This window comes from Beduinella massiliensis (assembly GCF_900199405.1).
Taxonomy (GTDB): domain Bacteria; phylum Bacillota; class Clostridia; order Christensenellales; family Aristaeellaceae; genus Beduinella; species Beduinella massiliensis.
The window spans coordinates 911771-938084 of the sequence record NZ_LT963430.1 but is presented as its reverse complement, the minus strand read 5'-3'; the positions used below and the strand labels follow the sequence as shown (position 1 = coordinate 938084).

Annotated in this window: 27 protein-coding genes, 1 pseudogene and 1 CRISPR repeat array; of the genes and pseudogenes, 9 read left to right on the top strand and 19 right to left on the bottom strand. The window is 59.4% G+C overall.

Annotated elements, in window-relative coordinates; genetic code table 11:
- Positions 1-144 precede the first annotated feature (144 nt).
- From C1725_RS04855 to C1725_RS04840, 4 genes are read left to right on the top strand one after another with little or no spacing between them, the layout of a single operon-like run.
- A complete protein-coding gene (locus C1725_RS04855; protein ID WP_346026356.1) occupies positions 145-816 on the top strand; it encodes a response regulator in 672 nt (223 codons plus the stop codon).
- Between the two features lie 17 nt (positions 817-833).
- The gene (locus tag C1725_RS04850; protein WP_346026355.1) at positions 834-1904 is read left to right on the top strand and encodes an SIS domain-containing protein; all 1071 of its coding nucleotides are present in this window, start codon (positions 834-836) and stop codon (positions 1902-1904) included.
- A gap of 17 nt (positions 1905-1921) precedes the next feature.
- Positions 1922-2881 (top strand): BadF/BadG/BcrA/BcrD ATPase family protein, encoded by a 960-nt coding sequence (locus tag C1725_RS04845; RefSeq protein ID WP_102410542.1) that lies wholly within the window; start codon positions 1922-1924, stop codon positions 2879-2881.
- Between the two features lies 1 nt (position 2882).
- Complete coding sequence (locus C1725_RS04840; RefSeq protein WP_102410541.1) at positions 2883-3377, top strand: EamA family transporter; 495 nt, start codon at positions 2883-2885, stop codon at positions 3375-3377.
- Positions 3378-3467: 90 nt separating this feature from the next.
- Here the strand turns inward: C1725_RS04840 and C1725_RS04835 are convergent, their stop codons facing one another.
- From C1725_RS04835 to guaA (C1725_RS04815), 5 genes are all read right to left on the bottom strand, one after another.
- Complete coding sequence (locus C1725_RS04835) at positions 3468-4658, bottom strand: hypothetical protein (RefSeq protein ID WP_102410540.1); 1191 nt, start codon at positions 4656-4658, stop codon at positions 3468-3470.
- 65 nt (positions 4659-4723) lie between these two features.
- On the bottom strand, positions 4724-5656 hold the full coding sequence (locus C1725_RS04830) for a hypothetical protein (protein WP_102410539.1): 933 nt from the start codon (positions 5654-5656) through the stop codon (positions 4724-4726).
- 69 nt (positions 5657-5725) lie between these two features.
- Positions 5726-6910 carry a hypothetical protein gene (locus C1725_RS04825; RefSeq protein WP_102410538.1) on the bottom strand — a complete coding sequence of 395 codons (1185 nt, stop codon included), beginning with the start codon at positions 6908-6910 and terminating at the stop codon, positions 5726-5728.
- A 15-nt stretch (positions 6911-6925) separates the two neighbouring features.
- Positions 6926-7489, bottom strand: coding sequence for a sigma-70 family RNA polymerase sigma factor (locus C1725_RS04820; RefSeq protein ID WP_102410537.1), 564 nt, complete (start codon positions 7487-7489; stop codon positions 6926-6928).
- A gap of 326 nt (positions 7490-7815) precedes the next feature.
- Positions 7816-9120 (bottom strand): glutamine-hydrolyzing GMP synthase, encoded by a 1305-nt coding sequence (guaA, locus tag C1725_RS04815; RefSeq protein ID WP_102410536.1) that lies wholly within the window; start codon positions 9118-9120, stop codon positions 7816-7818.
- A 341-nt stretch (positions 9121-9461) separates the two neighbouring features.
- Between guaA (C1725_RS04815) and C1725_RS04810 the strand changes: the two genes are divergently transcribed.
- A complete protein-coding gene (locus C1725_RS04810; RefSeq protein ID WP_346026354.1) occupies positions 9462-12113 on the top strand; it encodes a response regulator in 2652 nt (883 codons plus the stop codon).
- Positions 12114-12345: 232 nt separating this feature from the next.
- A complete protein-coding gene (locus C1725_RS04805; RefSeq protein ID WP_102410535.1) occupies positions 12346-12855 on the top strand; it encodes a ferritin-like domain-containing protein in 510 nt (169 codons plus the stop codon).
- Between the two features lie 44 nt (positions 12856-12899).
- Here the strand turns inward: C1725_RS04805 and C1725_RS04800 are convergent, their stop codons facing one another.
- Both C1725_RS04800 and C1725_RS04795 read right to left on the bottom strand, forming a co-directional pair.
- Positions 12900-13712, bottom strand: a complete 813-nt coding sequence (locus tag C1725_RS04800; protein WP_102410534.1) for a TraX family protein — start codon at positions 13710-13712, stop codon at positions 12900-12902.
- Positions 13702-14187, bottom strand: coding sequence for a helix-turn-helix transcriptional regulator (locus C1725_RS04795; protein ID WP_346026353.1), 486 nt, complete (start codon positions 14185-14187; stop codon positions 13702-13704). Before C1725_RS04795 ends, C1725_RS04800 begins: the two co-directional genes overlap by 11 nt.
- Before the next feature lie 141 nt (positions 14188-14328).
- Between C1725_RS04795 and C1725_RS19600 the strand changes: the two genes are divergently transcribed.
- Positions 14329-14700, top strand: a complete 372-nt coding sequence (locus tag C1725_RS19600; RefSeq protein ID WP_428829570.1) for a DDE-type integrase/transposase/recombinase — start codon at positions 14329-14331, stop codon at positions 14698-14700.
- Between the two features lie 180 nt (positions 14701-14880).
- Here C1725_RS19600 and C1725_RS04785 read toward each other — a convergent pair whose 3' ends face one another.
- From C1725_RS04785 to guaA (C1725_RS04770), 5 genes are all read right to left on the bottom strand, one after another.
- On the bottom strand, positions 14881-15165 hold the full coding sequence (locus C1725_RS04785) for a DUF6809 family protein (RefSeq protein WP_102410531.1): 285 nt from the start codon (positions 15163-15165) through the stop codon (positions 14881-14883).
- A 4-nt stretch (positions 15166-15169) separates the two neighbouring features.
- Complete coding sequence (locus C1725_RS19195) at positions 15170-15298, bottom strand: hypothetical protein (RefSeq protein ID WP_346026352.1); 129 nt, start codon at positions 15296-15298, stop codon at positions 15170-15172.
- Between the two features lie 147 nt (positions 15299-15445).
- Positions 15446-15631: a ribbon-helix-helix domain-containing protein gene (locus tag C1725_RS04780; protein ID WP_102410530.1), complete on the bottom strand. Its 186-nt coding sequence runs from the start codon at positions 15629-15631 to the stop codon at positions 15446-15448.
- A gap of 76 nt (positions 15632-15707) precedes the next feature.
- Positions 15708-16040 carry a hypothetical protein gene (locus tag C1725_RS04775; protein WP_102410529.1) on the bottom strand — a complete coding sequence of 111 codons (333 nt, stop codon included), beginning with the start codon at positions 16038-16040 and terminating at the stop codon, positions 15708-15710.
- 159 nt (positions 16041-16199) lie between these two features.
- Positions 16200-17741 (bottom strand): glutamine-hydrolyzing GMP synthase, encoded by a 1542-nt coding sequence (gene guaA, locus C1725_RS04770; RefSeq protein ID WP_102410528.1) that lies wholly within the window; start codon positions 17739-17741, stop codon positions 16200-16202.
- A 222-nt stretch (positions 17742-17963) separates the two neighbouring features.
- Between guaA (C1725_RS04770) and C1725_RS04765 the strand changes: the two genes are divergently transcribed.
- Together C1725_RS04765 and mnmE are read left to right on the top strand one after the other, a co-directional pair.
- The gene (locus C1725_RS04765; protein WP_102410527.1) at positions 17964-18563 is read left to right on the top strand and encodes a hypothetical protein; all 600 of its coding nucleotides are present in this window, start codon (positions 17964-17966) and stop codon (positions 18561-18563) included.
- A 101-nt stretch (positions 18564-18664) separates the two neighbouring features.
- Positions 18665-20035, top strand: a complete 1371-nt coding sequence (gene mnmE / locus C1725_RS04760) for a tRNA uridine-5-carboxymethylaminomethyl(34) synthesis GTPase MnmE (protein WP_102410526.1) — start codon at positions 18665-18667, stop codon at positions 20033-20035.
- A gap of 45 nt (positions 20036-20080) precedes the next feature.
- Here mnmE and C1725_RS04755 read toward each other — a convergent pair whose 3' ends face one another.
- The 7 genes and pseudogenes from C1725_RS04755 to cas5e form a co-directional block, all read right to left on the bottom strand.
- On the bottom strand, positions 20081-20854 hold the full coding sequence (locus C1725_RS04755; RefSeq protein ID WP_102410525.1) for a hypothetical protein: 774 nt from the start codon (positions 20852-20854) through the stop codon (positions 20081-20083).
- A complete protein-coding gene (locus C1725_RS04750) occupies positions 20851-21369 on the bottom strand; it encodes a sigma-70 family RNA polymerase sigma factor (protein WP_102410524.1) in 519 nt (172 codons plus the stop codon). The genes C1725_RS04755 and C1725_RS04750 overlap by 4 nt, the downstream gene beginning before the upstream one ends.
- Positions 21370-21766: 397 nt before the next feature.
- A pseudogene (locus tag C1725_RS04745) lies at positions 21767-22051 on the bottom strand (transposase); the annotation flags it as partial.
- Between the two features lie 27 nt (positions 22052-22078).
- Positions 22079-23757: a CRISPR direct-repeat array (repeat unit 29 nt; unit sequence CGGTTCACCCCCACGCGGGTGGGGAAAAC).
- Positions 23758-23788: 31 nt separating this feature from the next.
- Entirely contained in the window at positions 23789-24070 is a 282-nt protein-coding gene (cas2e, locus tag C1725_RS04740; protein ID WP_102410523.1) for a type I-E CRISPR-associated endoribonuclease Cas2e, read from the bottom strand.
- Positions 24039-24989 carry a type I-E CRISPR-associated endonuclease Cas1e gene (gene cas1e, locus C1725_RS04735; RefSeq protein ID WP_102410522.1) on the bottom strand — a complete coding sequence of 317 codons (951 nt, stop codon included), beginning with the start codon at positions 24987-24989 and terminating at the stop codon, positions 24039-24041. Before cas1e ends, cas2e begins: the two co-directional genes overlap by 32 nt.
- A complete protein-coding gene (cas6e, locus tag C1725_RS04730) occupies positions 24989-25621 on the bottom strand; it encodes a type I-E CRISPR-associated protein Cas6/Cse3/CasE (RefSeq protein WP_102410521.1) in 633 nt (210 codons plus the stop codon). Before cas6e ends, cas1e begins: the two co-directional genes overlap by 1 nt.
- Positions 25612-26310, bottom strand: a complete 699-nt coding sequence (gene cas5e, locus C1725_RS04725) for a type I-E CRISPR-associated protein Cas5/CasD (protein ID WP_102410520.1) — start codon at positions 26308-26310, stop codon at positions 25612-25614. The genes cas6e and cas5e overlap by 10 nt, the downstream gene beginning before the upstream one ends.
- Positions 26311-26314: the final 4 nt, after the last annotated feature.

Sequence of the window (26314 nt, the reverse complement as noted above, 5' to 3'; positions counted from 1 at the left end):
TGAATTTGGGCACTATTTACCGCATATACACCCTTTTTTGTTTCTGTCAAGGATGATCTTTTCTCGTCGCCCCGCCCGTGGTTTCGGATGGACAAAACGCTGTTTGCGTGTAAAATGAAAAGCGCAAAGCGAGGGAGGTGCTCCATGAATCCGATAGATGTGCTCGTCGTCGACAGCGATGCCCACAGCCTGCAGGCCACCCTTGGCATGCTCGGCGCCAGGTTCCACATAGCGGACACGGCGCGCAGCGGATACGAGGCGGTCGCCAAGGCGTACATCTGCCATCCCCAGGTCGTGCTGACGGAGGTTGAGATGGAGTCTCCGCGCGCAGGCCTGCTGGCGCTGCGCGAGATTACCGGCTCGCTCCGGAACTGCCGGGTGATCCTCTACACGTCCGTACGCGAGGAGGAGACCATCTGCCGCGCCTTTGCGGACGGGGCGTCCGACTACCTGTTCAAGCCCGCCGCCGCGGCTGCGCTCGTCCGCGCAGTCGTCTCGGCCGGGACGGGCGCCTGCGCCGTCTCCGCCGACGGCGGGGAGGTCCTGCTGCGCGATTACCGTCGTCTGCGCCATCTTCACGAGAACCTCTCCGGCCTGCTGCGGATTGCGATGACCCTGACCAACAGCGAGCTGAACATCCTCCGTCTGCTGGTCGGCGGCATGCAGCCCGGGGAAATCGAGCGCGTGCGCTTCATCGAGCACAGCACGATGAAGACGCACCTTTCCCATATCATCCGCAAGTTCGACATGGACAGCCTCTCTCAGGTGGTCGAGACATTGCAGGCCTTCCAATTTTTCCAATTTCTTGACGAATGACAGAAAGGATGTACGATATGGCAGACAAAATGATGGCCTATTTGCGTTCGCAGCCGGAGATCTGGCGCGATCTTTGCGCGCACAGCGACGCGCTGCTCGAGGACTTCGACGAGGCGATGCGGGGCTTTTCGCCCGCAAGGGTGCTCGCCATCGGCTCGGGCAGCTCGTATAACGCGGCCTGCTGCGTGCAGCAGATGTACGCGAAGGAACTGGACATGCTCCTGTTCCCCTGCGTCCCGACGCAGGCAAAGACCTGGCTGAACCTCTTTTCCCCCGAGGACACGCTGGTACTGCTGCTCTCGCAGTCCGGCGAGAGCACCTCCACCATCGGCGTGCTTGGGGAAGTGGCCGCCCGCGGCTTCCGCAGCGTGGCGCTGACACAGGAGACCGGGTCCACCATCGCGAAAGGATGCGGCGTCACGGTCGCGATCGCCTGCGGCGAAGAAAGCGTCGGGCCCAAGACCAAGGGCTTTACGGCCACGGTGCTGATGCTGCAGCTCATGGCGCTGCACCTATTGAAGCGTCGCGGCAGGTCGGAGGCCGCGCGGACGATCGGCGGACAGCTCGCCCGCGCGTTTTCGCTCGCCGGGGAATCGATCGAGCGCAGCGCCGCCTGGGCGGGCGCCATGAGCCCGCGCCTTTGCGCCGCGCAGCATCTGCTCATCCTCGCAGAGGGCGCAAACCGGCCCGCCATGCTTGAGGGCGCGCTCAAGCTGCTCGAAACCCTGTACGTCCCGGCCGTCAGCTACGAATTCGAGGAATACCTCCACGGCGTGCACTGCACCATCGCCGAGGGCAGCCATCTCCTCCTGATCGTGCCCGAGGGGGAAAATCGCGAGCGGATGCTCCGCCTGGCCGCCTTCAACGAGGCGCACGGCGGGGTCAGCTATGTCATTTCCACGGGCCGCCCCACCGGGCTTGCGGACGAGCTCTTCCTCGAAACCGCGGGGGGCGACTACGACGCCTGCTACGGCGTGCTCCTGGCGCTGCAGGTTGTCAGCGCCCTGGTCTCAGCCGACAAGGGGATAAACTGCGACAGGCCCAAGTTTCCTGCCTTCAACCGCGAGCTGGGCACAAAAAACTGGTAACGAGGAAGGGTATATATATGGGGTATTTCATCGGGATGGACGTAGGGGGCACCTATGCCCGCCTGAAGATCGTCGACCGTGCCGGACGCACGCTGCACGAATCGGAGGGAAAGGGCGGCACCATCTCCTCCGCAGGCCTGGACAAGATGAAAGAACGGTTTGACAGGCTGCTCTCGCCCGCGCTTCACGCCAGTGCGCTTTCGCCGCGGGACTGCCTGGGCCTCTGCCTGGGCGCCTCCGGCATCGATTCGCCGGAGCTGCGCCTTTCATACGAGCGGATTTTGGAAGGGCTCGGCTTCGAGCCGCGCATCCTGCGAGCCTATAACGACTGCGAGCTGCTCCTCTCCCTCTTTTCCGGGCCCTGCGTCGTCCTCATCTCCGGCACGGGCTCCATCGCCATGGGCAGGACAGGTCCGGAGGCGCCGATCTGCCGCTGCGGCGGATGGAGCTATATCCTGAGCGACGAGGGCAGCGCGCCCTCCATCAGCTTCAGCGCGATGCGCGCGGTGCTGAAGCACTGGGACGGGCAGCTCTCCTGCCCGGCGCTTGCAGAGCTGTTCGTCCGCTCTACAGGGCTTGCGACGCCGCAGGCGCTGACTGCCTGGTGCCACCAAAACCTGCAGCGAAAGGATCTCCTGGCCCGTTTTGCGCCCATGGTGGAACAGGCGGCCCAAGCGGGCGACCCATACGCCGAGGGACTGCTCACAGACGCGGCGCGCCAGCTCTTCGCGCTCGTCGCGACGACCGCGCGCAAGACCGCCGCCCCGCAGGAGCGCTTCTCCGTGCTGCTTTGGGGCAGCGTGCTCACGGAAAATGCCCGCGTGCGCGGAGCGCTGTGCCGCCAGATCGAACAGGCGTATCCGAACGCGGACGTCTTCATGCTCCGCTCCAATGCGCTGGACTGTGCGGTGCAGCTCGCCATGGGGCGTCCGGCGCAGGGGCTGATGCAATCCCTCCTCGGCGAGGAGGCGGGTTGATTTGGCCGGCTATCTCTGTCTGCTGGCAACCGCCCTGCTGTGGAGCACGGCGGGCGCGCTGGGCAATGGGATCGCCCTGATGAGCGGCACCGCCCTCGCCGGTCAAGTCATCGCCTCGCGCAAGGCCGGGGCCGATCCCACAGACGGGCTCATCATCGGCAGCGCGGCCAGCTTCCTGCTCTTTTCGCCGCTGCTGCTCCTCGAGCCGCGCAGTTCGTTCACATTCGCCACGATCGCCGCGGGGCTCTTTCTGGGGCTCTTCCAGTACGGCCTGGCCAACGTGTGCTACGCGCGCGGCATCGCGCGCACGGATGAGGTCAGCGCTTCGCTTCTGTTGACGCTCGAGCCGGTGCTCACCCCGATATGGGTTTACCTCACCACGGGCGAGCGTCCGTCCGGGCTCGCGGTCGCGGGCTTCGTCTGCGTCGTGGGCGCAGCCATCGCGCAGTCCGTCCTGTCCGCGCGCGGCGGCAGCATGTACTCCATAGACGGATAAAGCCGTCGGTTCAACGACAAAGGCCCTGATTTCGCAGCGGAAATCAGGGCCTTTGTCGTTGGTCGGAAGATCATTTGAATTGATACAAAGCTACTTTACTTTGTCCCAGATCAGCAACTTTGGATGTACGCTGCGGTCATTTGACTCGTTGCATCGGTCAAGCAATTCACCATGTTGCCCTGAAACCACAAGCATCTTTGCGTACTCCATGTACGCGTCGGCGGCGGAGAGCCCGTCATCTACAGTAAGCGGTTCGTCATCAGCCTGGGTTAAGTAAGTCCCGAAGCAAGTCCACACAGGCATGAGCCAAAACACATCCCTATCCGTTGCATCACGGTAAGCATAGTATCCCAGTTCCACATGCCGCACATCACGCAAACGGCCTGCCTCTATTTCCTTTTCCCACAAGGCCCTTGCCGTTTCAAAAGAAACCAACGGTACGTCTTGTTCCACGACCTCTTGCTCCTGATAGAAGCGCATTCTCGCAAAGAAGTCCTCATCTGGAACTGCAAGGGTCATGTCTCCCCTGCCACCACCATGATATAGGTTTCCTTCTACTTTCTCATTCCGCAAGCCTTCGTTAAAGGCTTCATTTATGATCCCTAAGATGGGGACATTATGAAATATCTGTTCGAAGTTCAGATTGTATTGACCGCAAGGGGTAATCTTTTTATGATCTTTGGTGGAGTATATTACACCATCATACGATGAAAGATGCGTAGGGGATAAGCGAACAACAATATTCTCGCCTTCGAATATCGTATCAATTTTCTTTTGATAATACTCAATAGCTTCTCCCAATGTTACACTGCTGTTCTCTGGATATACAACAGAAAAATCAAGTGCATCAGGGAACAGCAGCGACGTTTCCCATGCGTATTTGTCACTTTTGTAGTAGGGAAGCATATACTCGCAGAATGCATCCTTGGAGCAAACAAATTCGCCAGGATCGTTCACAAACGCAAGGCGCTTCTTATGTGGACATACGTACTCCTCTAAAGCAGACCAATAGATAAGTCCTTCCGTCCATTCCGCTTCAACCGCTTCCGAACGCTTGGGCGACGCGATGACTTTAATAACAGGGAAAGCGTCTGCATCGGGTAGAACTATCTTACAATCGACTTTAACCGTTTCATTCCGTACTGTTTGGTATTCGTTTTGCCACCGATCAGGCGTTTGCTCCAAAAGCTCGCCTATGCTAAAGTAGCTACTTTGCGCGATACCCAAAGCTGGCAATATTGCAATCAGAAGCGTGGTGACTGCAAGAAATAATCGTTTCACGTTTGTCCCTCCTATACACGTCAATGTGGGCAAGGCGCGTCGCGCGCCTTGCTCATCAGTCTTTATCAGTGAATGCGTACCGCGTTCGCCATATCAGGCGTTCCATCGGCATTTACAATGGTCAAATACAATTCGTCGGGGTATTCGGATATTGCGGAATACTCAAACATCGCCTTATCCGTGCTTATTAACGCTGGACCGCTGAACCCCCGCATCATATCTTCCATAATTTCTCCGTTCTTATCTGTGACAATCGCTTCGTCAGCCCAAAGGCAATTTACGGAGACAGCGGAAGACTGCGGATCGCCGCCTAGTTCTGTAACGGCAGCCGCATCCGGCGAAAGCATGACTGTCACGTATACTTTAACAGGACTGAATACCGTCTCTACGCGAGTTGCAGAAGTATTGCCTAGAACAACGTTGCAATCCTGCCGCTCAACAACAATCTTATCCTTGATGGAAGTATCCAGATCGAACGTCAACCATCCGCCATCCGCGCCATTCCTGTCAGAGATGGGCAGGCCCAAGGTTTCCGCTTCGCCATAGCCGATCCCTGCCTGATCCAGCCGAATGGTCATGTAGTATTCCTGCAAGCCGGGTTCCTCACTGCCAAAGCACAGGCCATCCGTCAGCGGCATATCGTATTCCTTGCCGTTTACCAGGATACTATCTTTGAACCAGCCGATACTCTTGTCCGCAAAGTAAGCGTAATCATCGCCATTGATCAGGTAACGTCCCGTTTCACTGTCCAGCGTTCCCAACAACTCAGTGGTTTTTGTGTCCTTGAGCGTGTAGAAAACGAATGCGGTTACGCCGTCGTATGCGACTTCCTCAACCGTAACCACCGCGTCTCCGACCGTTGTGCTGGCAACATCCTTGTGAATGAGATCAGAAGTGCCTTCCTGCGTCATATTCCATTCGGTAAGCACATCGGCCTGCGCCGTGCAAGCACACAGTAGCATGAGAGAAGCCAGAATCAAACCAAACAACCGTTTCATAGAAGTAACTCCTTTCTTTGAGGGCTTTCATGACCCTACACACTTCTATGTCATTTGTATGCCTAAACGTTACATGGAGGTTTGAGCTTTTTTGATGAGCTTTAGTTCCAAGCAATGCTTCCTGTCCGGGCTTCCATCATAAAGAGTATGAGCAAAAAGCAACGCTTCAGGCCACTCCTCAAGAGGAATATATCGAATGGTTAATACCTTCCCGCCATCTTCGGTATCCCCATAGCTGCTGTACCACTCGTATTCTACTCTGTTGCCATCCAGCGTGAAAAGGGCCGGTGTATAAGCGTCATACGGCTTGCCTGAGTCGATGGAATGGAAAATGACCTTGATGTAGCCGTGCAACGGAGAAAACTCTGCTTGTTTCACAGTCACCTGCGTGTTCCCCCATGAAGTCGCCGCGCTCTCCACATACAGCGCGGAAGCCTGTGAAGCAGATGTATCCAGTGAAAAGGAGACATTCTCCAGCTTGCGTGGTAGCCCAACGCCTTGCGGCTGCCCTATAGGCATTTCTACCTGCATCGGATTTCCGAGCGTGGTTCCCTCCGGAATGTTTGCCGACAGATAGTAGAGCATCTCGCCCTCGCACTCTCCTATCATCTGAAAGGTATCATCCAAAAAAATGTCGTTACCATCCACAGTCAAATAATCGCAGATGCCAAGCCCATCCAGTCCTGCTGCTGCGATGCAACTATCCCGTTTTTCTTCGTCGGTCAGCACGGCATTGGGCCGCGTGTCGCGGAGCGAGTAGACGATCCGCAGCTGATGTCCGTCGTAGGCTGCCTCACGCACGCACAGCGCGCAATGGGGATAGATGACCGTTGCCAAATCCTCCTGCACGATTGCCTCTGCTTCTTTATCGGCCACCTGCGGCACCCACGGCAAAGCGAGCGACGGGAAGGAGAGCACCCCTGCCTTGATCGCCCATGCGATGCAGGTTCCAGCCAGTGCAAGCAAAAGCAGAATGACGGCAACCAGCATAGCAAACTTACACCGAGGCATCCTTGCCCTTGTTACAGGATGGATGCGTTGCTGTATTCTCACCCACACAATGGCGCGGCGCGGCGCGACCACCTCGTCGGGGCGGTCATCCAATGCCCGAAGTGCCTCTAACAGCAGCTTCGTGTCCATCCTTTTGCTGCTTGCAAACAACTCCTGTTCACATAAGGCAAACAGTTCATCGTGGGAATAACAATCTCCCAGCCCCGCACCGAGAGGTCGAAGGACCATCTTTCGCCTTTTCATCTTCCGCTTCCTCCCTTACTTCATTCCCATGCCTAGCGCCACAAGCGAAACGAGGCAGAAGAACAGCTCTTTGCTGTTCAGCAGCTTCTTTTTCAAACGTGACACGCGCACTCTAACGCTGGTTTCAGTCATATTGTACTTGACGGCGACTTGCAAAGCGCTTTCGCCGTGAACGCAGTAGCGCAGGAAAATATCTGCATCTTTCTCGCCCAGCAAACGCCTAAGCATAGCGAGTGCCTCTCTGCCATGCAGCAAATCTTCCACGGAAGGCGCGTCTTGATCCGCCACGTCAGGCGCTTCCTGATCGTCCAGCGAGAATGCGCAGCGGCTCCATTCGCGTCCCAATTTGCGGCATTGTGCTTTTATACAGCGGCGAAAGGTTTCCACCAGCCAGCCGCTCGGATTGGGGTGGCTCAGGAGCTTTTGGCGGCAAACCCATGCAAGGGCAAAGGTTTCTTGGATTTGATCTTCGATCATGTCCGCCTGTACGCTTGACGCGCCCAAAAACACGCGCCCGACGCGATAAAGAAGGACATAGTTTTCTTCAAACAAGCCCGAAAGCCATTCTTCATTGCTCATATCTGTATACCTCCCAAGGGTTCACCTCTATATGTCATCAGATGTTCAAAACGTTACATTAGTTTATAGTAACTCCTAAAGAAGAGTTACCACGGTTGGATAATATTGTTAAAACCTATTGTAAGGCACATAGCGAGAACGCAAACAAAATTGAAATAAAGTGCATGGCAGAGGAATCTTTATAAAACAAAAAAGAGCTAACTGACTAATCAAAATCAGTTGGCTCTCTCTTTATGAATAATGAAAAAATGTTGCCAAATCGTTGCTACAGAGGGCCTTAATCCCTCACAAATCCAGTCATATCACGCTTTTCCGGGCCTCGAAAATCATTCCCACTCAATCGTCCCGACAGGCTTGGGCGTAAGGTCGTACAGCACGCGGTTGACGCCTTGGACCTCGTGGGTGATGCGCTCCGTGACGCGGTGCAAAAGCGCCCAGTCGATCTCCTCGATGCTCGCGGTCATCGCGTCCACGGTGTTCACGGCGCGCAGGATGACCGGATATTCGAAGCAGCGCGCGTTCTCGCGCACGCCGACGGACTTGAAGTCCGGCACGACGGTGAAGTACTGCCAGACCTTGCCCGCAAGGCCCGCGCGCTCGAACTCTTCACGCAGGATGGCGTCGCTCTCGCGCACCGCCTCCAGGCGATCCCGCGTGATCGCGCCCAGGCAGCGCACGCCCAGGCCCGGGCCGGGGAACGGCTGACGGTAAACCATGGAGGCGGGCAGGCCCAGCGCCACGCCGCAGGCGCGCACCTCGTCCTTGAAGAGCATCTTGAGCGGCTCCACGAGCTCAAAGCGCATGTCCTCCGGCAGGCCGCCGACGTTGTGGTGGGACTTCACCATCTTCGCAGTCTTGGTGCCGCTCTCCACGATATCGGGATAAATCGTGCCCTGACCCAGGAATTCGATGCCGTCGAGCTTGCGCGCCTCCTCTTCAAAGACGCGGATGAACTCCGCGCCGATGATCTTGCGCTTCTGCTCGGGCTCGCTTACGCCCGCAAGCTTGCCCAGGAAGCGCTCGGACGCGTCCACGTACACCAGGTTCGCGCCCATCTGGCTGCGGAAGACATCGACGACCTGCTCCGGCTCGCCCTTGCGCAGCAGGCCGTGATTGACGTGTACGCAGGTGAGCTGGCCGCCGATCGCCTTGATGAGCAGCGCCGCCACGACCGAGGAATCCACGCCGCCGGAGAGCGCCAGCAGCACCTTCTTGTCTCCGACCTGCTTGCGGATGAGCGAAACCTGATCCGCGATAAAGTTCTCCATGTTCCAGTTTTTCGCCGCCCCGCAGGTGCCCAGCACAAAATCCGAAAGAACCCGGAGCCGCGCCGTCTCGTCCTCAGGCCATCCGGCCAGGTTCTGCGGCGCCCTGACCGCGTGGTCTACCGCAAAGAGCGGCAGGCCGCTTTGGTACACCGCGTCCGAAGCGTCGATCGCGGCGCCGTCCACCACGCGGTTCGGGCCGCCGTTCAGGATGACGCCCTTCACGTTCGGCAGCGCTCGCAGCTGCTCCGCGGTGATATCGTGGGGATGAATTTCCGTATACACGCCCAGCTTGCGAATATCGCGGGCGATCAATGTGTTTTGCTCGCTGCCAAGATCCAGGATGACGATCATATCCTGCTCCATGGGACTTCACACTCCTCTGTCGTAGTGGAAACAGTATACCGTATTTCCGCCCGTTTCACAAGAAAAAAAGCGCGGATGACCGCTCGGCGGCGCATTCCGTCCTGTTCCCCGAAGGCCGCACGCCTTCGCTGCGGACTTCCAGCCTGAACGCAGAGCCGGCCTCCATTCCCCGCAAACACCCGAGCCCCAACCCTCCCCCTGGAAATGCCGGTTGCTTTTTTCCATTTTGGCGTTATAATTATAAAGATCGTTAAATCAAAAATAAAAAAATAATATAATATGGACTGCTTGGGCTGGATGGCTCGGGGACAGCAGTGCTTCGCACGGAGGAAAAAAGCTTCATGAACGAACGGAAAAAACGCATTCGCCTCACTGAAATCGGCATGTTTCTGGTGTGCCTGCTGGCGGTCCTCCTGTCAGGATTCAGCATCTATTCGACGTACCAAATGCGACTGACGGCGTCGATGATCTACGCGCACCCCTACACCGTCTCCAGCGAGTCTCGGGCCATGCGTTCCAGGCTGCTGGATATGAAAAGCTTTCTCCTCAACATCATCGCCGAGCCCAGTTCAGACGTGGAGGGCATACAGCGGCTGCTAAGCGAGCGCTACGACATGCAGCACGCCGCCATCGAGGTCATCCAAAGTCAGTATCTGGGCCCTGCGGAGGATACGGCCGCGCTCGCCTCCGCGATGCAGGCTTTAGAGGAAGCGCAGACTGCCGCGCTCCCCCATGTCCTTCCCATGAACAGGGAGGAGACCGCCCAATACGTGATTGCGAACCTGTACCCGAAGTACGACGCGGTGAACGACGCCCTCGGCCGGATCATCGCCTTCGCGGACGATCGGGTTCAGGGGCTGGAACGCAGGTCGGCCGATACGGCGGACAGGGCCATCGCCTCCGCCGTGCTGCTCACGCTCTTTCTGCCCGCCTATTTCATCTTCGTTTTTTGGCGGGAACGCAAGAGCATCCGCGAGGTGCGCTACCGTGAGCACCTCTTCGACATCCTCTCCTCCAACGTGGACGAGGTCTTCCTGATCTACAACCAGGCCAAAGACGCGCTGGAATACGTCAGCTCCAACAGCATACGGGTGCTCGGCATCGAAGAGGACGCCTTCTCGCGCGACCCGGACGTGCTGCTCAAGCGGGTCACCGGGGAGGATCGGGACGCCCTGGCGGCGTTCATGCAGCCGACGGGCTCGACGAGCGCCAAGAGCTGCGAGGTGCGCATGCTTGTCCCGGGCGGCGAGGCGCGCTGGCTGCGGATCCAGAGCTTCCCCGAGCTCGCAAACCACAAGGCGGTCCGTCAGATCATCTCCATCAGCGACCAGACGCAGGAAATGCACAGGGAGCAGGCGCTGCGTGATGCGCTGGTCAACGCGCAGAACGCCAACGCGGCCAAGCAGAATTTTCTTTCCCGCATGAGCCACGAGATCCGCACCCCCATGAACGCAATCATCGGCATGACCACCATCGCCGCCGCCTACATCGAAGACCGCAAGCGCGTGGAAGACTGCCTGGAAAAGATCGGGTATTCCTCCAAGCACCTGATGTCTCTCATCAACGACGTGCTGGATATGTCCAAGATCGACGAGGGGAAGATGGCGATCGCCCATGAGACGTTTAACCTGGAAAGCGTCGTGGAATCCATCACCTCCATCATCTACCCGCAGGCCGTTGAAAAGGGCCTTTCCTTTACCATTCCGCTGTTCGACATCACCGATACGGTTCTGGTCGGAGACTCCCTGCGTCTAAGCCAGGTGCTGCTCAACCTGCTTTCCAACGCCCTCAAGTTCACGCCCGCCGGCGGCTCCATCCGCTTGGAGATCCGGCAGCTTCAAAAGAAAAACGGCCGGGTCCGCCTGCGTTTCACCGTCGCCGATACCGGCATCGGCATGAGCGAGGCGTTCATGAGCCGCCTCTTCCTGCCCTTTGAGCAGGAGAGCGCCTCCACCGGGCGCAGGTTTGGCGGCACGGGGCTGGGCATGTCCATTTCCAAGAACCTGGTTACCCTGATGGGCGGCACCCTCTCGGTCAGGAGCGAGCCGGAAAAGGGCAGCGCCTTTACCGCGGAGCTGGACTTCGACGTCGCCCAGACGTCCGGCCAGTCCCCGGCGCGAAACCATCAGGCGCTCGAAGCGCTGAAGGTGCTCGTCGCGGACGACGACCGGGACTGCTGCATCCACACCTCCCTGCTTCTTAAGAACCTGGGAATCCTGTCTTCCTGGGTCTTGACCGGCGCGGAGTGCGTCGATCAGGTGCTGACCGCCCACAGGACCGGCGAGGACTACGACGTCTGCCTCATCGACTGGAAGATGCCGGACATGGACGGCATCGAAGTGACCCGGCGCGTACGGGAATTCGTGGGGCCGGAAACCACCATCATCATCATCACAGCGTACGACTGGAGCGCCATCGAGCATCGTGCCCGCGAGGCGGGGGCTAATGCCTTCCTCTCCAAGCCGATCTTCGCCTCCACGCTGTACAATACCCTGCTGTCCGTGACCGGCATCGAAAAGGCGATTCATTCCTGCGGGACTCGGCCCGCGCGTCCGGCGCTGGCGGGGCGCCGGGTGCTGCTGGCGGAGGACAACGAGCTCAACCGCGAGATCGCCGTGGAGCTGCTGCGGATGACGGGCACACAGGTCGTCTGCGCGGGCAACGGTCAGGAAGCTGTGGAGATGTTCCTCTCGCAGGGGGACGCGTTCGACCTGATCCTGATGGACGTGCAGATGCCCCTGATGGATGGCTACGAAGCGACAGAGGCCATCCGCGGGTCCGACCATCCCCGGGCCAAGAGCATTCCCATCGTCGCCATGACCGCCGACGCCTTCCACGAGGACGTAGTCCGGGCGACCGAGGCGGGCATGAACGGACACCTGGCCAAGCCGATCGATCCGGAGCGTCTTTACCAGACGATCGAGGATCTGGTGCAGCGGGCGGCATCCGCGCCCGCCGGAGGAATGTCGGCCGCGGCGGAGGCGGACAGATAAGAGAAGACGGCCATGCTTTTCGCGCGAAAGCATGGCCGTCCTTTCTTCCCTCGCCGGAACACACAGGATTCCCCCGCCTTATGCCGGCGGCATTGCAGTCCGCCTGTCGGATTTCTCCGCGATGCGGGCCAGTCCGCGGAATACCCGCGTCCCTCCCGGCAGATACTTGCTACTGAAAAGGCGTCTTCGGCCGGATGAACCGCACGAACTGCCTGAAAGGAAGGAATTTTCGATGGAGCAAGCTATCTCGCGGCTTTTAGACGATCAGATCAACAAGGAGTTTTATTCCGCGTACCTGTATCTCGACATGGCGAGCTTTTATCAGGCCAAGGGCATGGACGGCTTCGCGAACTGGTTTGAGGTGCAGGCAAAGGAGGAGCAGGACCACGCGCTGCTGATTTACCGATACCTGCAAAATAACGGTCAGGCCGTCGTCCTGCAGCCCATCGCCAAGCCAGACCATGCGTCTGCCTCTCTGGCAGACCCGCTGCGCGCTTCGCTCGAACACGAGCGGTACATCACCTCGCGGATCGACGCCCTCTACGGCGCGGCGCAGGCGGCGGGCGACTACCGCACGCTGCAATTCCTGGACTGGTTCGTGAAGGAACAGGGCGAGGAGGAAAAGAACGCCGCCGACCTCATCACGAAGATGGAGCTCTTCGGCAGCGACGCCAGGGGCCTCTACCTGCTCAACGGCGAAATGAAGGCCCGCGTGTACGCGGCGCCCTCGCTGGTCCTCTGAGGACGCACGGTCGGCTGGCCGGTTCCGCACGGGCCGGCCTCTTTTTATAGGAGCAGCGCGGAGAGGATATAGAGAATGCCGATGTGGGCCGGGTAAAAGACGTAGAAAAACTTCTTCATGCCTTTGCCGCGCTCGCCGTTGTACAGCGCCATCGGGATCGCGGCGAGTCCCATGAGGCACTGAATCCCACCGCCGGAGAGATATACCCACGTCGATAAAAGGAGCAGGCCTGCCATTTGCAGCACCCTGTGTTTCCTGAAAATGTAGAAGAACAGGCCCAACACCACGAGCGAGAAACCGCCTTCGACGGTCAAAATATTGGGGATGAGCAGCGAGAGGGTCGCAAGAAGCCGTATTGTGGCGGCGGGGATATTTTCGTTGAACGAAAGCGTTGCCACAAGATAGACGGGAAGCGCACTTAAAATCGGAAGGAAGCAGCACAGAACCGCCTTCACGATTTTCCCGGGCGACTTTTTTTGAATGCCCTCCACGAACCAGTCCCAAAACAGCATGTACAGGCCCGTTATAAAAAAGGTGCTGAACGCATTGTTCATCAAAACCGCATTTTCATTTGGCACGATGCGCTGCAATAGGAAGGTAAAGGCCGTCATGCCCCAGCTGGCAAAAAGGAGCCGCTGCAAGTACTTCTTTTTACTGTGGGTATAGTGGAAGCTGTCGGCAGCGGCAAACAAAAACATCGGAAATACGGGCCTGCCGGCCATCGTCAGCCACATCGGCGCTCCTGCGGCCACGAACATCTGGTGGATATGATCCAGGAACATCAAGGCAGCCGCGATGTATTTCAGTGTTGTCGCATTCAAGCTCTGCCATCTGCGGCCGCTTCGTTCAATCTCCATCGCGCAAGCCCTCCTTTGCATCTGAATCGTCTTCTTTTTTCCCCTGACCACGATCGACGTTTTGCAGGAGTTCCTCCGCTGACATTCCATAGAGCTTTGCAACCGCCAACAGATTGGACGTGCTCGGGTCGACAATTCCATTTTCCCATTTGGACACGGCCTGCCGGCTGACGCCCAGCGTTTCCGCGACGAATTCCTGCGTCATCTTGCAGCGGAGCCGGTTTTCCTTCAATTCCTCCCCCAGGGATTTTTTAATCATTCTTTTTTCTTCGCGCGTCTCCTTGGAATTGATGTACTTTTTTAGCGCCTTGATGACCAGCACGAGAAGATACACCGCCACGCCCATTACCGCAAGCAAAAACAGCGTATACAGGATAGCCGCCATTTGATAAATCACCATCTGCCTGCTCCTTTCAACGTTTGATGGCCTTATTTTAGCGAAATACGCCGGTTGCGTCCACCGCTTATCGCGCACTTATCGGTTGATTTCCGGTTTACACCGCAAATGATTGCCCGCCTTGCACCTTTTCACCCTGTACCGCGAACAAAAAAGCCCGCCTTGCGGCTGGACTGCAACCCCTAAAACAGACAATGAAATACCCGAATCCGCTGCAGCGTGCCTTTGAGCCGTGCCAGCCCAATAGGTTCTGGGCAGCAGACATTACTTATATTGCCGCACCGCAAGGAATGCTGCGCAGTCATTGATCTTTGCGGGCGAATGGTTCTGGCCTGCCGCATTGGCGGCGACATGGCCGCATCGCGGGTTAGGCAGACGATCCGCGACGCCATGATAACAGAAAAGGTCACTGACGGACTCGCACTCCGCAGTGACCAAGGGTCTCAATACCCCTCCGAAGCATCCTTCGACCTAAGCAAAGAATCCCGCTTTCAGCCCTCCATGTCCAGCTCTGGATGTCCCTATGCCAATGCTGCTATGGAGAATTTCTGCGGGTGGTTTGCGCGTATTGTTAAATACAGCAGGCCCTAATGACAAGAGGTTAAGGACAAGCCCTAACCTCTTGTGTTCAGCCGGTGATTGTAGGTACTTAGAGGTCAAAACGCCCCGTGTTCATGCGCCCTTGCGGGCACAGTCAAGGGGGGCCTGTATAGTTTGAACTGAGCCCTCTAAAACAGGCGTCATGACCCACCCCTTCTACCGGTCGCGCTGTTACTTCAATAGTTCCTCTTTACCCTGAATCAGTTCAGCCATGAGCTGTGCGCCGAGGTGGAACGCATACCGGAACCTATCAAAGTTCATCATGCCCTCAATTTTGGTATCGGCGTCGAAATAGGCTTCCATGAGCTGCTTCTGCTCGTCCGTCATGCTGTCGTTGAGCATTTCCAAATTTTCGTTCTTGATACGCGCCGTTCTCACGAAAGGGGAATCCTGTCCGTTCGGAATCCCGCGCCAGTCGCCCGGCTGGTCATAAAATAGCTCCAAGATGTTCTTCATCTATTCAACCTCCCAGCGCGCCTTCTGCATCGGAAGCTTTTTTCGTTGCAAGGTCAAACGCGGTATTCCTTCTGTAATATCGGGAATTGGGGTGGAGGTTATCGTTGGCGAGTTCTTCCAAAATGTCAATCATTCGGTGATCCGTCCTTTCGGCATTGATTGCACACAACACCTTGCAAGAACGCGCCGCACAGTGTATAATATTTATGCAGTCTGCCCTTGTGGTAGCTGTGTGGGAGGGAAGCGGCGAGTTGCTTTGTGTGGGATCCGCCGCTTCCTTCTATTTTTTTTCGAGGCTATCAAACACCTTGTCGATACCTTTACGGACAACATCAGACGTTGTTGTTCCCAATGCTTTTTTGCATTGCTCCAGCTTGTCTTTTGTTTCATCATTGACTAAAACAAATATCCGTTCTTTCATCGGTTTATCGCCAGATGGTGGACGCCCCATCTTTTTTTGCGCCATATATTCGCCTCACTTTCATGCGCATATATATTATATACTAACATGCGCATGAAAGTCAATATAATGTGGAAATAAATTATCGGTTGTTCATCATATCGTAGATACTCTTTTTTTCTGGTGAATGAAGAAACCCAAGCTCACGAAGTATGACTTTATACTGTTCGTTTTGCTTGCGAAAAGTGACGTTTTCCTGTTGCACCGCCGCAACATTGATTTGTCCCTTGACAGATTTGTAGCCGTCAAGTTCCTTTTTTAGCGCCTGTAATGCTTTCTTTCGTTCGCCTATCGTCTTGTCGGCGGCGGGCACGAGTGATTTCACAAGGATTGAGCGATATGTTGACGGAAGATTTTCAAAAGCAACCCAACCCCAAAAATAACAAAAGGTCTTGCTAACTGCGAAAGCCGGCAAGACCTTTTGTCTTGGATAAGGATATACACCTGTAAACCACTCGTCCCACGGGCGTGAAAAAAGCAAGCGGTCAAATGGCGGCTTCTGTCAATCCGCTATCAAACGGCGGGTTTCGCCTCGGCAAAGCGCCTGTTTATGCGGCTTTGCGGGCGGCGTCTCTCATTCCCACTCCACCGATGCCGGGGGCTTGGTGGTGATGTCGAACACCACGCGGTTCACGTGGCCGACCTCGTTGACGATGCGCTCGGAGACGCGGGCCAGCAGGTCGTACGGCAGGCGCGCCCAGTCCACGGTCATGAAGTCGTCGGTGGTGACAGCGCGGATGGCCACGGTGTAGTCGTATGTGCGCTCGTCGCCCATGACGCCCACCGAGCGCACGCCCGTCAGCACCGTGAAGTACTGGTTGATCGAGCGCTCCAGCCCCGCCGCGCCGACCTCCGCGCGCAAAATCGCGTCGCTCTCGCGAACGATGCCAAGCTTTTCCTCCGTGATGTCCCCGACGATGCGGATCGCGAGGCCCGGCCCCGGGAACGGCTGACGCCAGACCATGTCCGCGGGCATGCCCAGCTCCTCCCCGACCTTGCGCACCTCGTCCTTGAAGAGCATGCGCAGCGGCTCCAGCAGCGCCTTGAACCGCAGGTTTTCGGGCAGGCCCCCGACGTTGTGGTGCGACTTGATGACCGCGCTGCCCTTGACCGAACCGGACTCGATCACGTCCGGGTAAATTGTGCCCTGCGCGAGGAAGTCCACCGCCCCGATCTTTTCGGCCTCCTGCGCAAAGACCGCGACGAACTCCGCCCCGATGATCTTGCGCTTCTGCTCCGGCTCGGCGACGCCCGCAACCGCCTGGAGGAAGCGATCGCGCGCGTCCACCGCGACGAGGTTTACCGGGAACAGGTTCGTAAACACGTCCTTCACCTGCTCCGTCTCGTCCTTTCGCATGAAGCCGTGATCCACGTACACGCAGGTCAGCCGCTCCCCGATGGCCTTTGAAATCAGCGCCGCCGCGACGGAGGAATCCACGCCGCCGGAGAGCCCCAGCAGCACGCGCCCGCCGCCCACGGTCCTTTGGATCGACGCGACCGCGTCCCGGACGAAGGCGGACATCGTCCAGTCCCCCCGGCAGCCGCAGATGTCCAGCACGAAGTTGCGCAGCACCCGCTGCCCCTCCTCGCTGTGGGTGACCTCCGGGTGGAACTGCACGCAGTAGATGCCGCGCGCCGCATCCTGCATCGCGCAGAAACCGCAGTTTGCGGACCGGGCGATCGAGACGAAGCCCTCCGGCGCGGCGGTCACGTGGTAGGTGTGGCTCATCCAGCACTGCGACACGGGCGAAAGCCCAGCCAACAGGCGGCTCTCCGTGTCCATCTCCACCTGCACGCGGCCGTACTCGCGCTGCGCCGCACGCTCCACGCGCCCGCCGAGCAGGTGCGCGGTGAGCTGCATGCCGTAGCAGATGCCCAGCACCGGCACGCCCAGCGCGTACAGACCCGGATCGACCGTCGGAGCGTCCGCGTCGAGCACCGAGGCGGGCCCTCCCGAGAGGATGACGCCTGCGGGACGCTTGGCCCGGATGTCCTCCAGGGACGTATGATATGGGACGACTTCGCAAAAGACGTTCGCCTCGCGAACGCGGCGCGCGATCAGCTGGGTATACTGTGCGCCGAAATCCAAAATGACGATGCGCTGTACCTCCTGCATGAGGTTCCTCCTTTTCGTCCGTGAAAATGCTTCTGAAACATCCCCTTATTTTACCCGCATACCCGAACGATTTCAAGGGGAAAGCCAAAAAATGTCGTCTTGCCCGCAAGGTGCGCGCAGAATTTGGCTGAGCGCGACAACGCGCGCAGGGATAATCCTGCCTCCCGCCGCATACACCAAAGGTACAAGCATCATTTTAACACGGAAAGGAATGCCTTAAAGATGAAGCGAACCCTCTGTATCCTGCTTTGCGCCTCTTTGGCGCTGGCCCTCGCCGCCTGCAGCGCCCAGCCGACCCCCACCACGACCGCCGCCCCGACGGCCGCCGCCACCGCTCAGCCGAGCCCGACCGCGCAGGCGACCGAGGCGCCCACGCAGCAACCGACGGAAAGTCCGACGTCGGAGCCGAGCGAGGCGCCCGCGGGCACGTCGCCCGACATGGAGAACGTGCCGCCTGTGACGGACGCCAAGGACGGGACGTACACCGCGCGCATGTCCGAGGCCTACGCCAAGGACAAGGGACAGGGCTGGCAGACGGCGCTGACGGTCGTCTTCGAGGGCGGCGCGGTGAAGGACGTCGACCTTGACGCCTTCAAGGACGGCGAGCGCAAGAGCACGCTGTCGCCGGAGGCCTATCCCATGAATCCGCCGCCCAGCGAGTGGCTGCCGCAGATCGCGGAGCAGATCAAGGCCGCCGCCGCCCCGGCGGACATCGACGGCGTGACCGGCGCGACGGTCACCTCCGGCGAGGCGAAGCTCTTGTACGCCGCCGTGCTCAAGGCCGCGTCGCAGGGCGACACCAGCGAGGTCACCGTCGATTGACGCCCCTCCCCCTTCCGTGCCTGCGCGGGAGGGGGCTTTTTGCCCCTTTTCACGCGCCGCAAATGCGGGTATAATGGAGCTTACCAAAGGAGGGGGACGGCATGATCTTGCGGACGGATACCATCGCGGCGCTCGCGACGCCCGAGGGGGAGGGCGGCATCGCCATCGTGCGCCTGAGCGGCGCGGACGCGCAGGGCGTGCTTTCGCGCGTCTTTCACGCGGCCTGCGGCAAGCCCGTGCGCGAATGGGCGCACGCCCGGCTCTACTACGGCTGGGCCATGCAGGGGGACGAGCGCGTGGACGAGTGCATGGCCGTCCTGATGCGCGCGCCGCGCAGCTACACGCGCGAGGACGTGGCGGAGATTCACTGTCACGGCGGGCGCATGCAGGTGCGGCGCGTGCTCTCGCTGCTGCTTGCAAGCGGCGCGCGCGCCGCGGAGCCGGGCGAGTTTACGCGCCGGGCCTTTTTAAACGGACGCATCGACCTTTCGCAGGCGGAGGCGGTCATGCGGCTCATCTCCTCCAGCAGCGAACGCGGCTCGCGCGAGGCGCTGCGTCAGCTCGAGGGGGGCGTATCGCACTTCGTCCGCGAGGCGCGCGAGCAGATCGTCGATCTGCTCGCGGGCGTATCGGCGGCGGTGGACTTCCCGGACGAGGTGGACGAGGCGGAGGCCGCGGGCGACCTGCGCGCGCGCGCGCTGGCGCTCTGCGAGACGCTGCGCCGGGCCTGCGACGAGCGCAGCGGCCGCGTCGCGCAGGACGGCCTCAACGTGGTCATCGCGGGACGGCCGAACGTGGGCAAGTCCTCGCTGCTCAACGCGCTGCTGCGCGAGGAGCGGGCGATCGTGACCGACCTGCCGGGCACCACGCGCGACGTGCTGACGGAATCCATCCTGCTGCGCGGGCTGCGCGTGAACCTCTCCGACACGGCGGGCCTGCGCGACACGCAGGACGTGGTCGAATCCATCGGGGTGACGCGCGCGCGCACCGCTATGGAGCGCGCAGACGTGCTGCTGCTGGTGCTCGACGGCTCGCAGGCGCTGACGCCCGAGGACGAAGCGCTGCTCCGCATGCAGGTGGACGCGCCGAAGGTCGTCGCGCTGAACAAGAGCGACCTTGCGCAGGCGCTGAGCGAGTCGGACGTGCGGGCCCTCTGCCCGGAGGCCTCGGTGCTCACCCTCTGCGCGCAGCGCGGCGAGGGGCTGGACGCGCTATGCGAATGCCTGGTTTCCTTCGCGCCCGCGGAGGGCGCGCAGAGCGCGACGCTGACGCAGGCGCGCCACGTGCAGGCGGCGCGCGAGGCCTGCGCGGCGCTTTCAGACGCGGTCGCGGCCATCGACGCGGGCATGCCGCTGGACGTGACCGCGGTGGACCTCACGCGCGCCCAGCACATCCTGGGCGAGATCACGGGCGAAACGCTCGACGAGGACGTCCTCGACCGGGTGTTTGAAACGTTCTGCGTGGGGAAATGAGGAGGGCGCGGAGGACAGCATCCGCCTTTCGCGGGCGCGAAACGGCTACGCGCCAAAGCCAATGATTTCCTCCGCCATTGAAACCATTTCATCGGCAGTAGCTGCACCCTCCATTTGTGTAAGTATATATTCTATTCCATCTTTTTCAAAATGTAAGACCTGAACGTTTGAAACCTCGCCAGCGGCTGTTCCATAGCTAAATACCAATTCGCCGTTCTCTTTGGCTTCTTTTTCCTCGTCGGTCATTTCATAGTCTTCCGGCACAGCCTTATGGAGGAAGCTTGTATAATAAAGCTGCACGTCGCCCGCCGTTTTAATGGCTTTATCCGCGTGTTCCGTTTCAGACATATGCTTTTGCGCGGATAGAATGATCACGTCTTTTCCTCGCGTATAGTAAAACGTGAGCGAACGATAGGTTTCTACGTAATTCCTCAGTTCATCTTTCAAGGTGTTGTTTTTAACGCTGGCCCCTTTGAAGGCATAGCCATTTTCAAATCCCTCCATCAGGACGGGCGCATAGCCAATACGCTCTATACATTCCTGCGCTGTCGGTATTCTCGTATATTCAGGGATGACAAAAGAGCTGCTCATCTTCACCATTCTGCCCATCACCAACCCAGCGGCCGCTGCCGTTACAGACAGCAGCATTGCGGCAAGCATCAGAACAAGGCCAATGGACAATTTGTTTTTTGCAATAGCTTTTTCTTCCTTATTGGCAGCGCGCAATACGTTCTGAACTCGATACGGGTCGGCAGGAAGATCCGCGCATTGACGTTCGATGCCCAAATACACCTGGTCACGCAATCTTTCCATGTTCACAAATCCCACTCCTTTCCTAACATTCCTTTCAGCTTGCTGCATGCCTGCTTGATTCGTTTTGAGACGGTCGGAACGGCAATATCAAGCGAGTAAGCTACTTCCTTCATGGTCATCCGCTGATAGAAGTACAGCAGGACGACCTCCTTATACTTGACCGGCAGTTTGCCGATCGCCTGTGCCAGCGCATCTATGTCACGATACGCAGCCTCTGATGCCGGTTCGGGCAGCATGTCCAAAGCCACACGGCGATCCACCCAACGAAACCACGAACCGCGCGTCATATCGCGGCAGGTATTCATAGCAATTTTCATCAGCCACGTTTTCTCGCTGCATTCTCCGCGGAAGGCCGGCATTGCCTTATATGCTTTCAGGAAGGTTTCTTGCGTCGCATCTTCGGCCAAGCCCCTGTCGCGGAGGTAAATATAGCACATGTGCAGCAGCATGCGTTCGTATTGCACCACCATTTGCGCAAGTTTTTCTTCGCGAGAGACGTCCGGGCCCCTGACATCCTCCATGCGTTTCCCTCCCTTTCATCTGTTTAGACGCAGATTCCGGCGAAAAATCTACATTTTTTCAAATTTTTTCTTGCTTTTTCCCGTGCGTTGTCTGATGACAGCTTGCAATGGCGCTGCGCGAAGGTCGCGGCGTCTATGCCGGGCCATCACACACAAAAGAAAAAGCAGTCCGGTGAAAACATCGGGCTGCCCGGCCTGTCGAAGAATCCTGCTTTCAGGGAGCGAGAAAGCAGGGTTCTTGCTTGTTCAAGGGAAAAGGGAAAGAGAAAGCAAAGGAAAGGAAGCGAAGAGGATACCGATCCCTCCACTTCCACGAAGCCAGTTTTTTGAGGTTCATAGCAGCAAATGTAAGCTTGACCCAGTTGGATGGCGTTAAATAGCCCGCTTGGTTTGCCTTCTACAATATCCAGCGAAACACCTTCTCAATGCTTTCCTCGTTGAACCGATTGCGGAAGTTATAGCTAATGGCCGAGAAATGCGGAAGCTCGTCATTGCCAGCATATCCGAGGAACCAGCGGTATGCGATGTTCATGTCAATCTCCGCCATGGCCCTGCGCAGCGAAGAAATTCCATACAGATGCTGAATCAGCACGCACATAAACAGCACTACGGGGTCAATGCTTGCGCGTCCATTGTCCTGGCAGTATAAATCCTCTGCCAAATCGTATATAGGGCTAAAATCGACCGCTTCATCATTAAATTGATCCCACGGTTCACCCCCACGCGAGTGGGGAAAACTCGCGCCAGCCAGCAGAACGTTACCGATCTGACGGTTCACCCCCACGCGGGTGGGGAAAACCTGTACCAGCATGAGCACCGCATCGGCAGCCGCGGTTCACCCCCACGCGAGTGGGGAAAACTCTATCATAGCTACAAAGAGGATCTGCTGGAGCGGTTCACCCCCACGCGGGTGGGGAAAACAATGTAAACACAAATTTCATGATTCCGTTGCACGGTTCACCCCCACGCGGGTGGGGAAAACCTCCTGCGCGATCGCTGGAGACAAAAACATCTCGGTTCACCCCCACGCGGGTGGGGAAAACTTGGGCGACAACTGCAAGTTCGCCATTTGCTGCGGTTCACCCCCACGCGTGTGGGGAAAACCCCCTCGGCTACTGCTGCGCGCTGTATAGTCGCGGTTCACCCCCACGCGGGTGGGGAAAACCGAATGATCCTCGCGCCCTCCTGCATGCCACCCGGTTCACCCCCACGCGTGTGGGGAAAACCGATACGCGCGATCATGGCCGTGCGTGATGATCGGTTCACCCCCACGCGGGTGGGGAAAACCATGTCGGTGCGTTGAGGCTTCCCGCCTCCTGCGGTTCACCCCCACGCGGGTGGGGAAAACTGTATCCCGCCGGATTATGAGCTGTACATGTACGGTTCACCCCCACGCGGGTGGGGAAAACTGAAAGGTGGCATGAAAAACAGCCGTCTCCTTCGGTTCACCCCCACGCGAGTGGGGAAAACTCGCGCCAGCCAGCAGAACGTTACCGATCTGACGGTTCACCCCCACGCGGGTGGGGAAAACTACTCCTTTGTAGATACCCAAATTTCTCACACCGGTTCACCCCCACGCGGGTGGGGAAAACGATCTCGATCTGCGGTACGCCGCCCATCCGTTCGGTTCACCCCCACGCGGGTGGGGAAAACGCGCTGGCCAGGCTGCCGAGCGTCGCCTTCAGCGGTTCACCCCCACGCGGGTGGGGAAAACTGCGCCGCGCAGCACGCGCCCCTCCTTATCCGCGGTTCACCCCCACGCGTGTGGGGAAAACCCCTCGTGGCCGCAGCTGTAAGTGCCTCTGTACGGTTCACCCCCACGCGTGTGGGGAAAACCGGGGATGCATACGATCTTTTCGTTCATCTTGCGGTTCACCCCCACGCGTGTGGGGAAAACCGCCGGTCACGGGTTGTCATACTTCACGCTTCCGGTTCACCCCCACGCGTGTGGGGAAAACTCCTTTTCGCGCATATCGCTCACCCCTCTACTCCGGTTCACCCCCACGCGTGTGGGGAAAACTCCTTTTCGCGCATATCGCTCACCCCTCTACTCCGGTTCACCCCCACGCGTGTGGGGAAAACTCCGTTGGGGCTTTGTCAAAACACAGCGCGAGCGGTTCACCCCCACGCGTGTGGGGAAAACTCCGTTGGGGCTTTGTCAAAACACAGCGCGAGCGGTTCACCCCCACGCGTGTGGGGAAAACATAGACGTCGAACAATCCTCATTCGATGTTGTACGGTTCACCCCCACGCGTGTGGGGAAAACAACGCCGCCTCCTTCTCTTTGCGTTCCTGCATCGGTTCACCCCCACGCGTGTGGGGAAAACCTGCTGCATCGCCTCGCGTAATAGCCCGTATGCGGTTCACCCCCACGCGTGTGGGGAAAACACTTCTTTTACAATAGATTCGCATTCCGTTCTCATTTTTGAACATTTCGGGCGATGAGTGTGATGCCCTCCATGTCCACGACGTATCGATCCGGCATGCGGCAAACCTCTATGCGAAAGCCCTGCTCGGTCTGCGCGCTGTAGATCATCATCGCAGCGCCGTCGTCCACGCGGCTTTTCACCTTGTCCCAGAGCCTTTCGCGCACAGCCGCGGAGATGCTGCCGACGAATACGCCGGCCTTGACCTCCAAAATCCACTGCGTGACCTCGCCGCGAAAGCCCTCAGCGACGTTCTCCATCACGATCACCGTCATCCGCATCCTCCGCGCGATTCACGCCGCCCACGACCGTGCCGCTGATGGGGTCCCATAGCTCGCCGACGTCGGAGCGGTTCGCATCGTCCTGTTCGTGCATGTTAAATAGGGCGTCAAGGTCGTCGGCGATGCGCTTGAGCACGCGCGCCTCGCGCAGGCACCTGCGCATCAGCACGCGCACCGCGCGCGGCAGGTCGTCCACGCGCGGGCCCGTCACCGCCTCAAAGGCCACGGGAACCGAGGTTTCCAGCTTGTACAGGTCCGCGATGTCGTAGACGAACGACAGCATCTTGCCCGTATGGATAAACCCCAGCCCCGGCGAATAGCCAAGCGAGACGATTGCCGCGTTGCACAGCCCGTACAGACAGGCGTTCGCGGCGGACAACGCCTGGTTCAGCTCGTCCGCGTCGTCCCAATCGTCCTGCCGGTAGCTGCGCCCGTGCCAGCGCATGCCGTAGCGGCTGGCGTACAGCTTGTAGGCCTCGCGCACGCGGACGCCCTCCATGCCGCGCAGCTGGCTGACGGTCTTCCCCTCCATCGGCATGTCCGCAAACCGGAGGGCGAACATGCGCCGCACGACCTCGATGTGCAGCGCCTCGTCCATGCAGCAACGCGCTTGGCGCAGCAGCCGCTCGGCAGAGCGCGTTTCGCCCATGCCGTAGCCGTAAAAGCGCAGCGCGCCCTCGCCGCACCAGACGACCATGCAGCCGCTGTCCGCCAGGGCGCAGACCGCCGCGTGGGTCAGGTGCGTGCCGGGGCCCAGCATCAGCACGGTCAGGGAAGAGATCGGTACGGGAATGCGCTCTCCCCTGCGCAGGATGACGATCGCGTTGTCGTCCCGCTCCGCGATCGCCTTGTCCACGTACAGGTAGCTCAGGCTGTCGCGCAGCTTGGCGAGCTCGTGCAGGTCCCGGGGCATCAGATCCCCGTCCTTCCCAGCATCATCATGCCCATGCCGTACGCCTTGCCCGCGCCGATGCCCGACGCGAACGCCTGCCAGAAGCGCTGTGGATCCTCCACGCACAGCTCGCCGCAGAAGCGCACGCCCGTATGCACCGCGGACTCACCGGCCCTGCGGACGTAGGCCCGCTCCTGCCCATCCTCGCGAAACCAGCGCAGCGCAAAGCCGTTTTGCTCCGCCTTTCGCTGCAGCCACGCCGCGCGCTCCTCGGGCGTCGTAAGCAGGCGGCGGCGCGAATTCTTCGTGCCGCACTTCACCTTTTTCGCCGGGATGCACAGCAGATTAAAGGAAAGCGCGAGGCCGGGGGACATCGCTTCCCGCAGGCCGCTCAAATCCTTAGGCGAGCCCGCCGCCGGGTGAAAGCCTGCCTTCAGGCCGCTCCAGTCCGGCAGGGCCTCGGAGAGGACGTACAGGCGAAGTCCCTCCCGCACCTCCTGCAGGCGATAGAGCACGCCCAGCTCGCAGCGCGCGGCGGCTGGCGGCACGTCCGCAAAGCCGGACATCACCGTGCGGTGCATGTCGTGCGCGTTTCGCAGGCACTGGCGGACGGACGGCGCGCTTCGATCCAGATAAAACAGGCTCAGGTACATGCCGCCACCTCCTCCGCATGTTTCGCCTCGGGCGGATTCACGCCGGTAAGGCGCACGTAGCGCACGTCATAACGAATGCCGCTTTCCCGCACCGCGTCGTAGCGCGCGGCTACGGCCCCGTCCAAATGGGCCGCGTCCGTCTCGATCTCGCAGGAGAGGGGGCCGGGCCGGGAGCGCTGTGCGCGCGCCTCGTCGGCGACGGCCTGCTCCAGCGAGTCAAAATCCCGCAGACCCAGCAGGACGGGCCGCGTGGGCACGCAGCTCTTGCGGCCCAGGTAGAGCTGCCACACGGGACGCCGAAGCGCCCCGGCACAGGTTTCGAGCAGCGCCTCGTCGCCCGCGAGCGCGACGGTAAAGCAGGCGTCCTCCAAATACTGCCGCGTGGTGACCAGCGTCGGCTCGCCATCGCGCTTTGTCCCCTGCGAACTGAGCAGGTAGCCGTTTTGTCCCGTCACCGTCTGAAAATCCACCGTCCGCGTGCCGGGTCGATCCGCGCGCACGGCCATGCGCAGGGAGCGGTCGAGCGCCGCGATGTGCGCGTCTCCCCGGGGCCAGCCCAGCGCGCAGGCGAGCAGCCCGACGACGCCCGACTTGGTGGGCATGGAGGCGCTGTCCCTGGAGTCGAAGCGTGAGTGTTCGCCCCAGGACTGCAGGACGCCCTCCAGCCGGAGCATCAGCATCTTCGCCATCGCC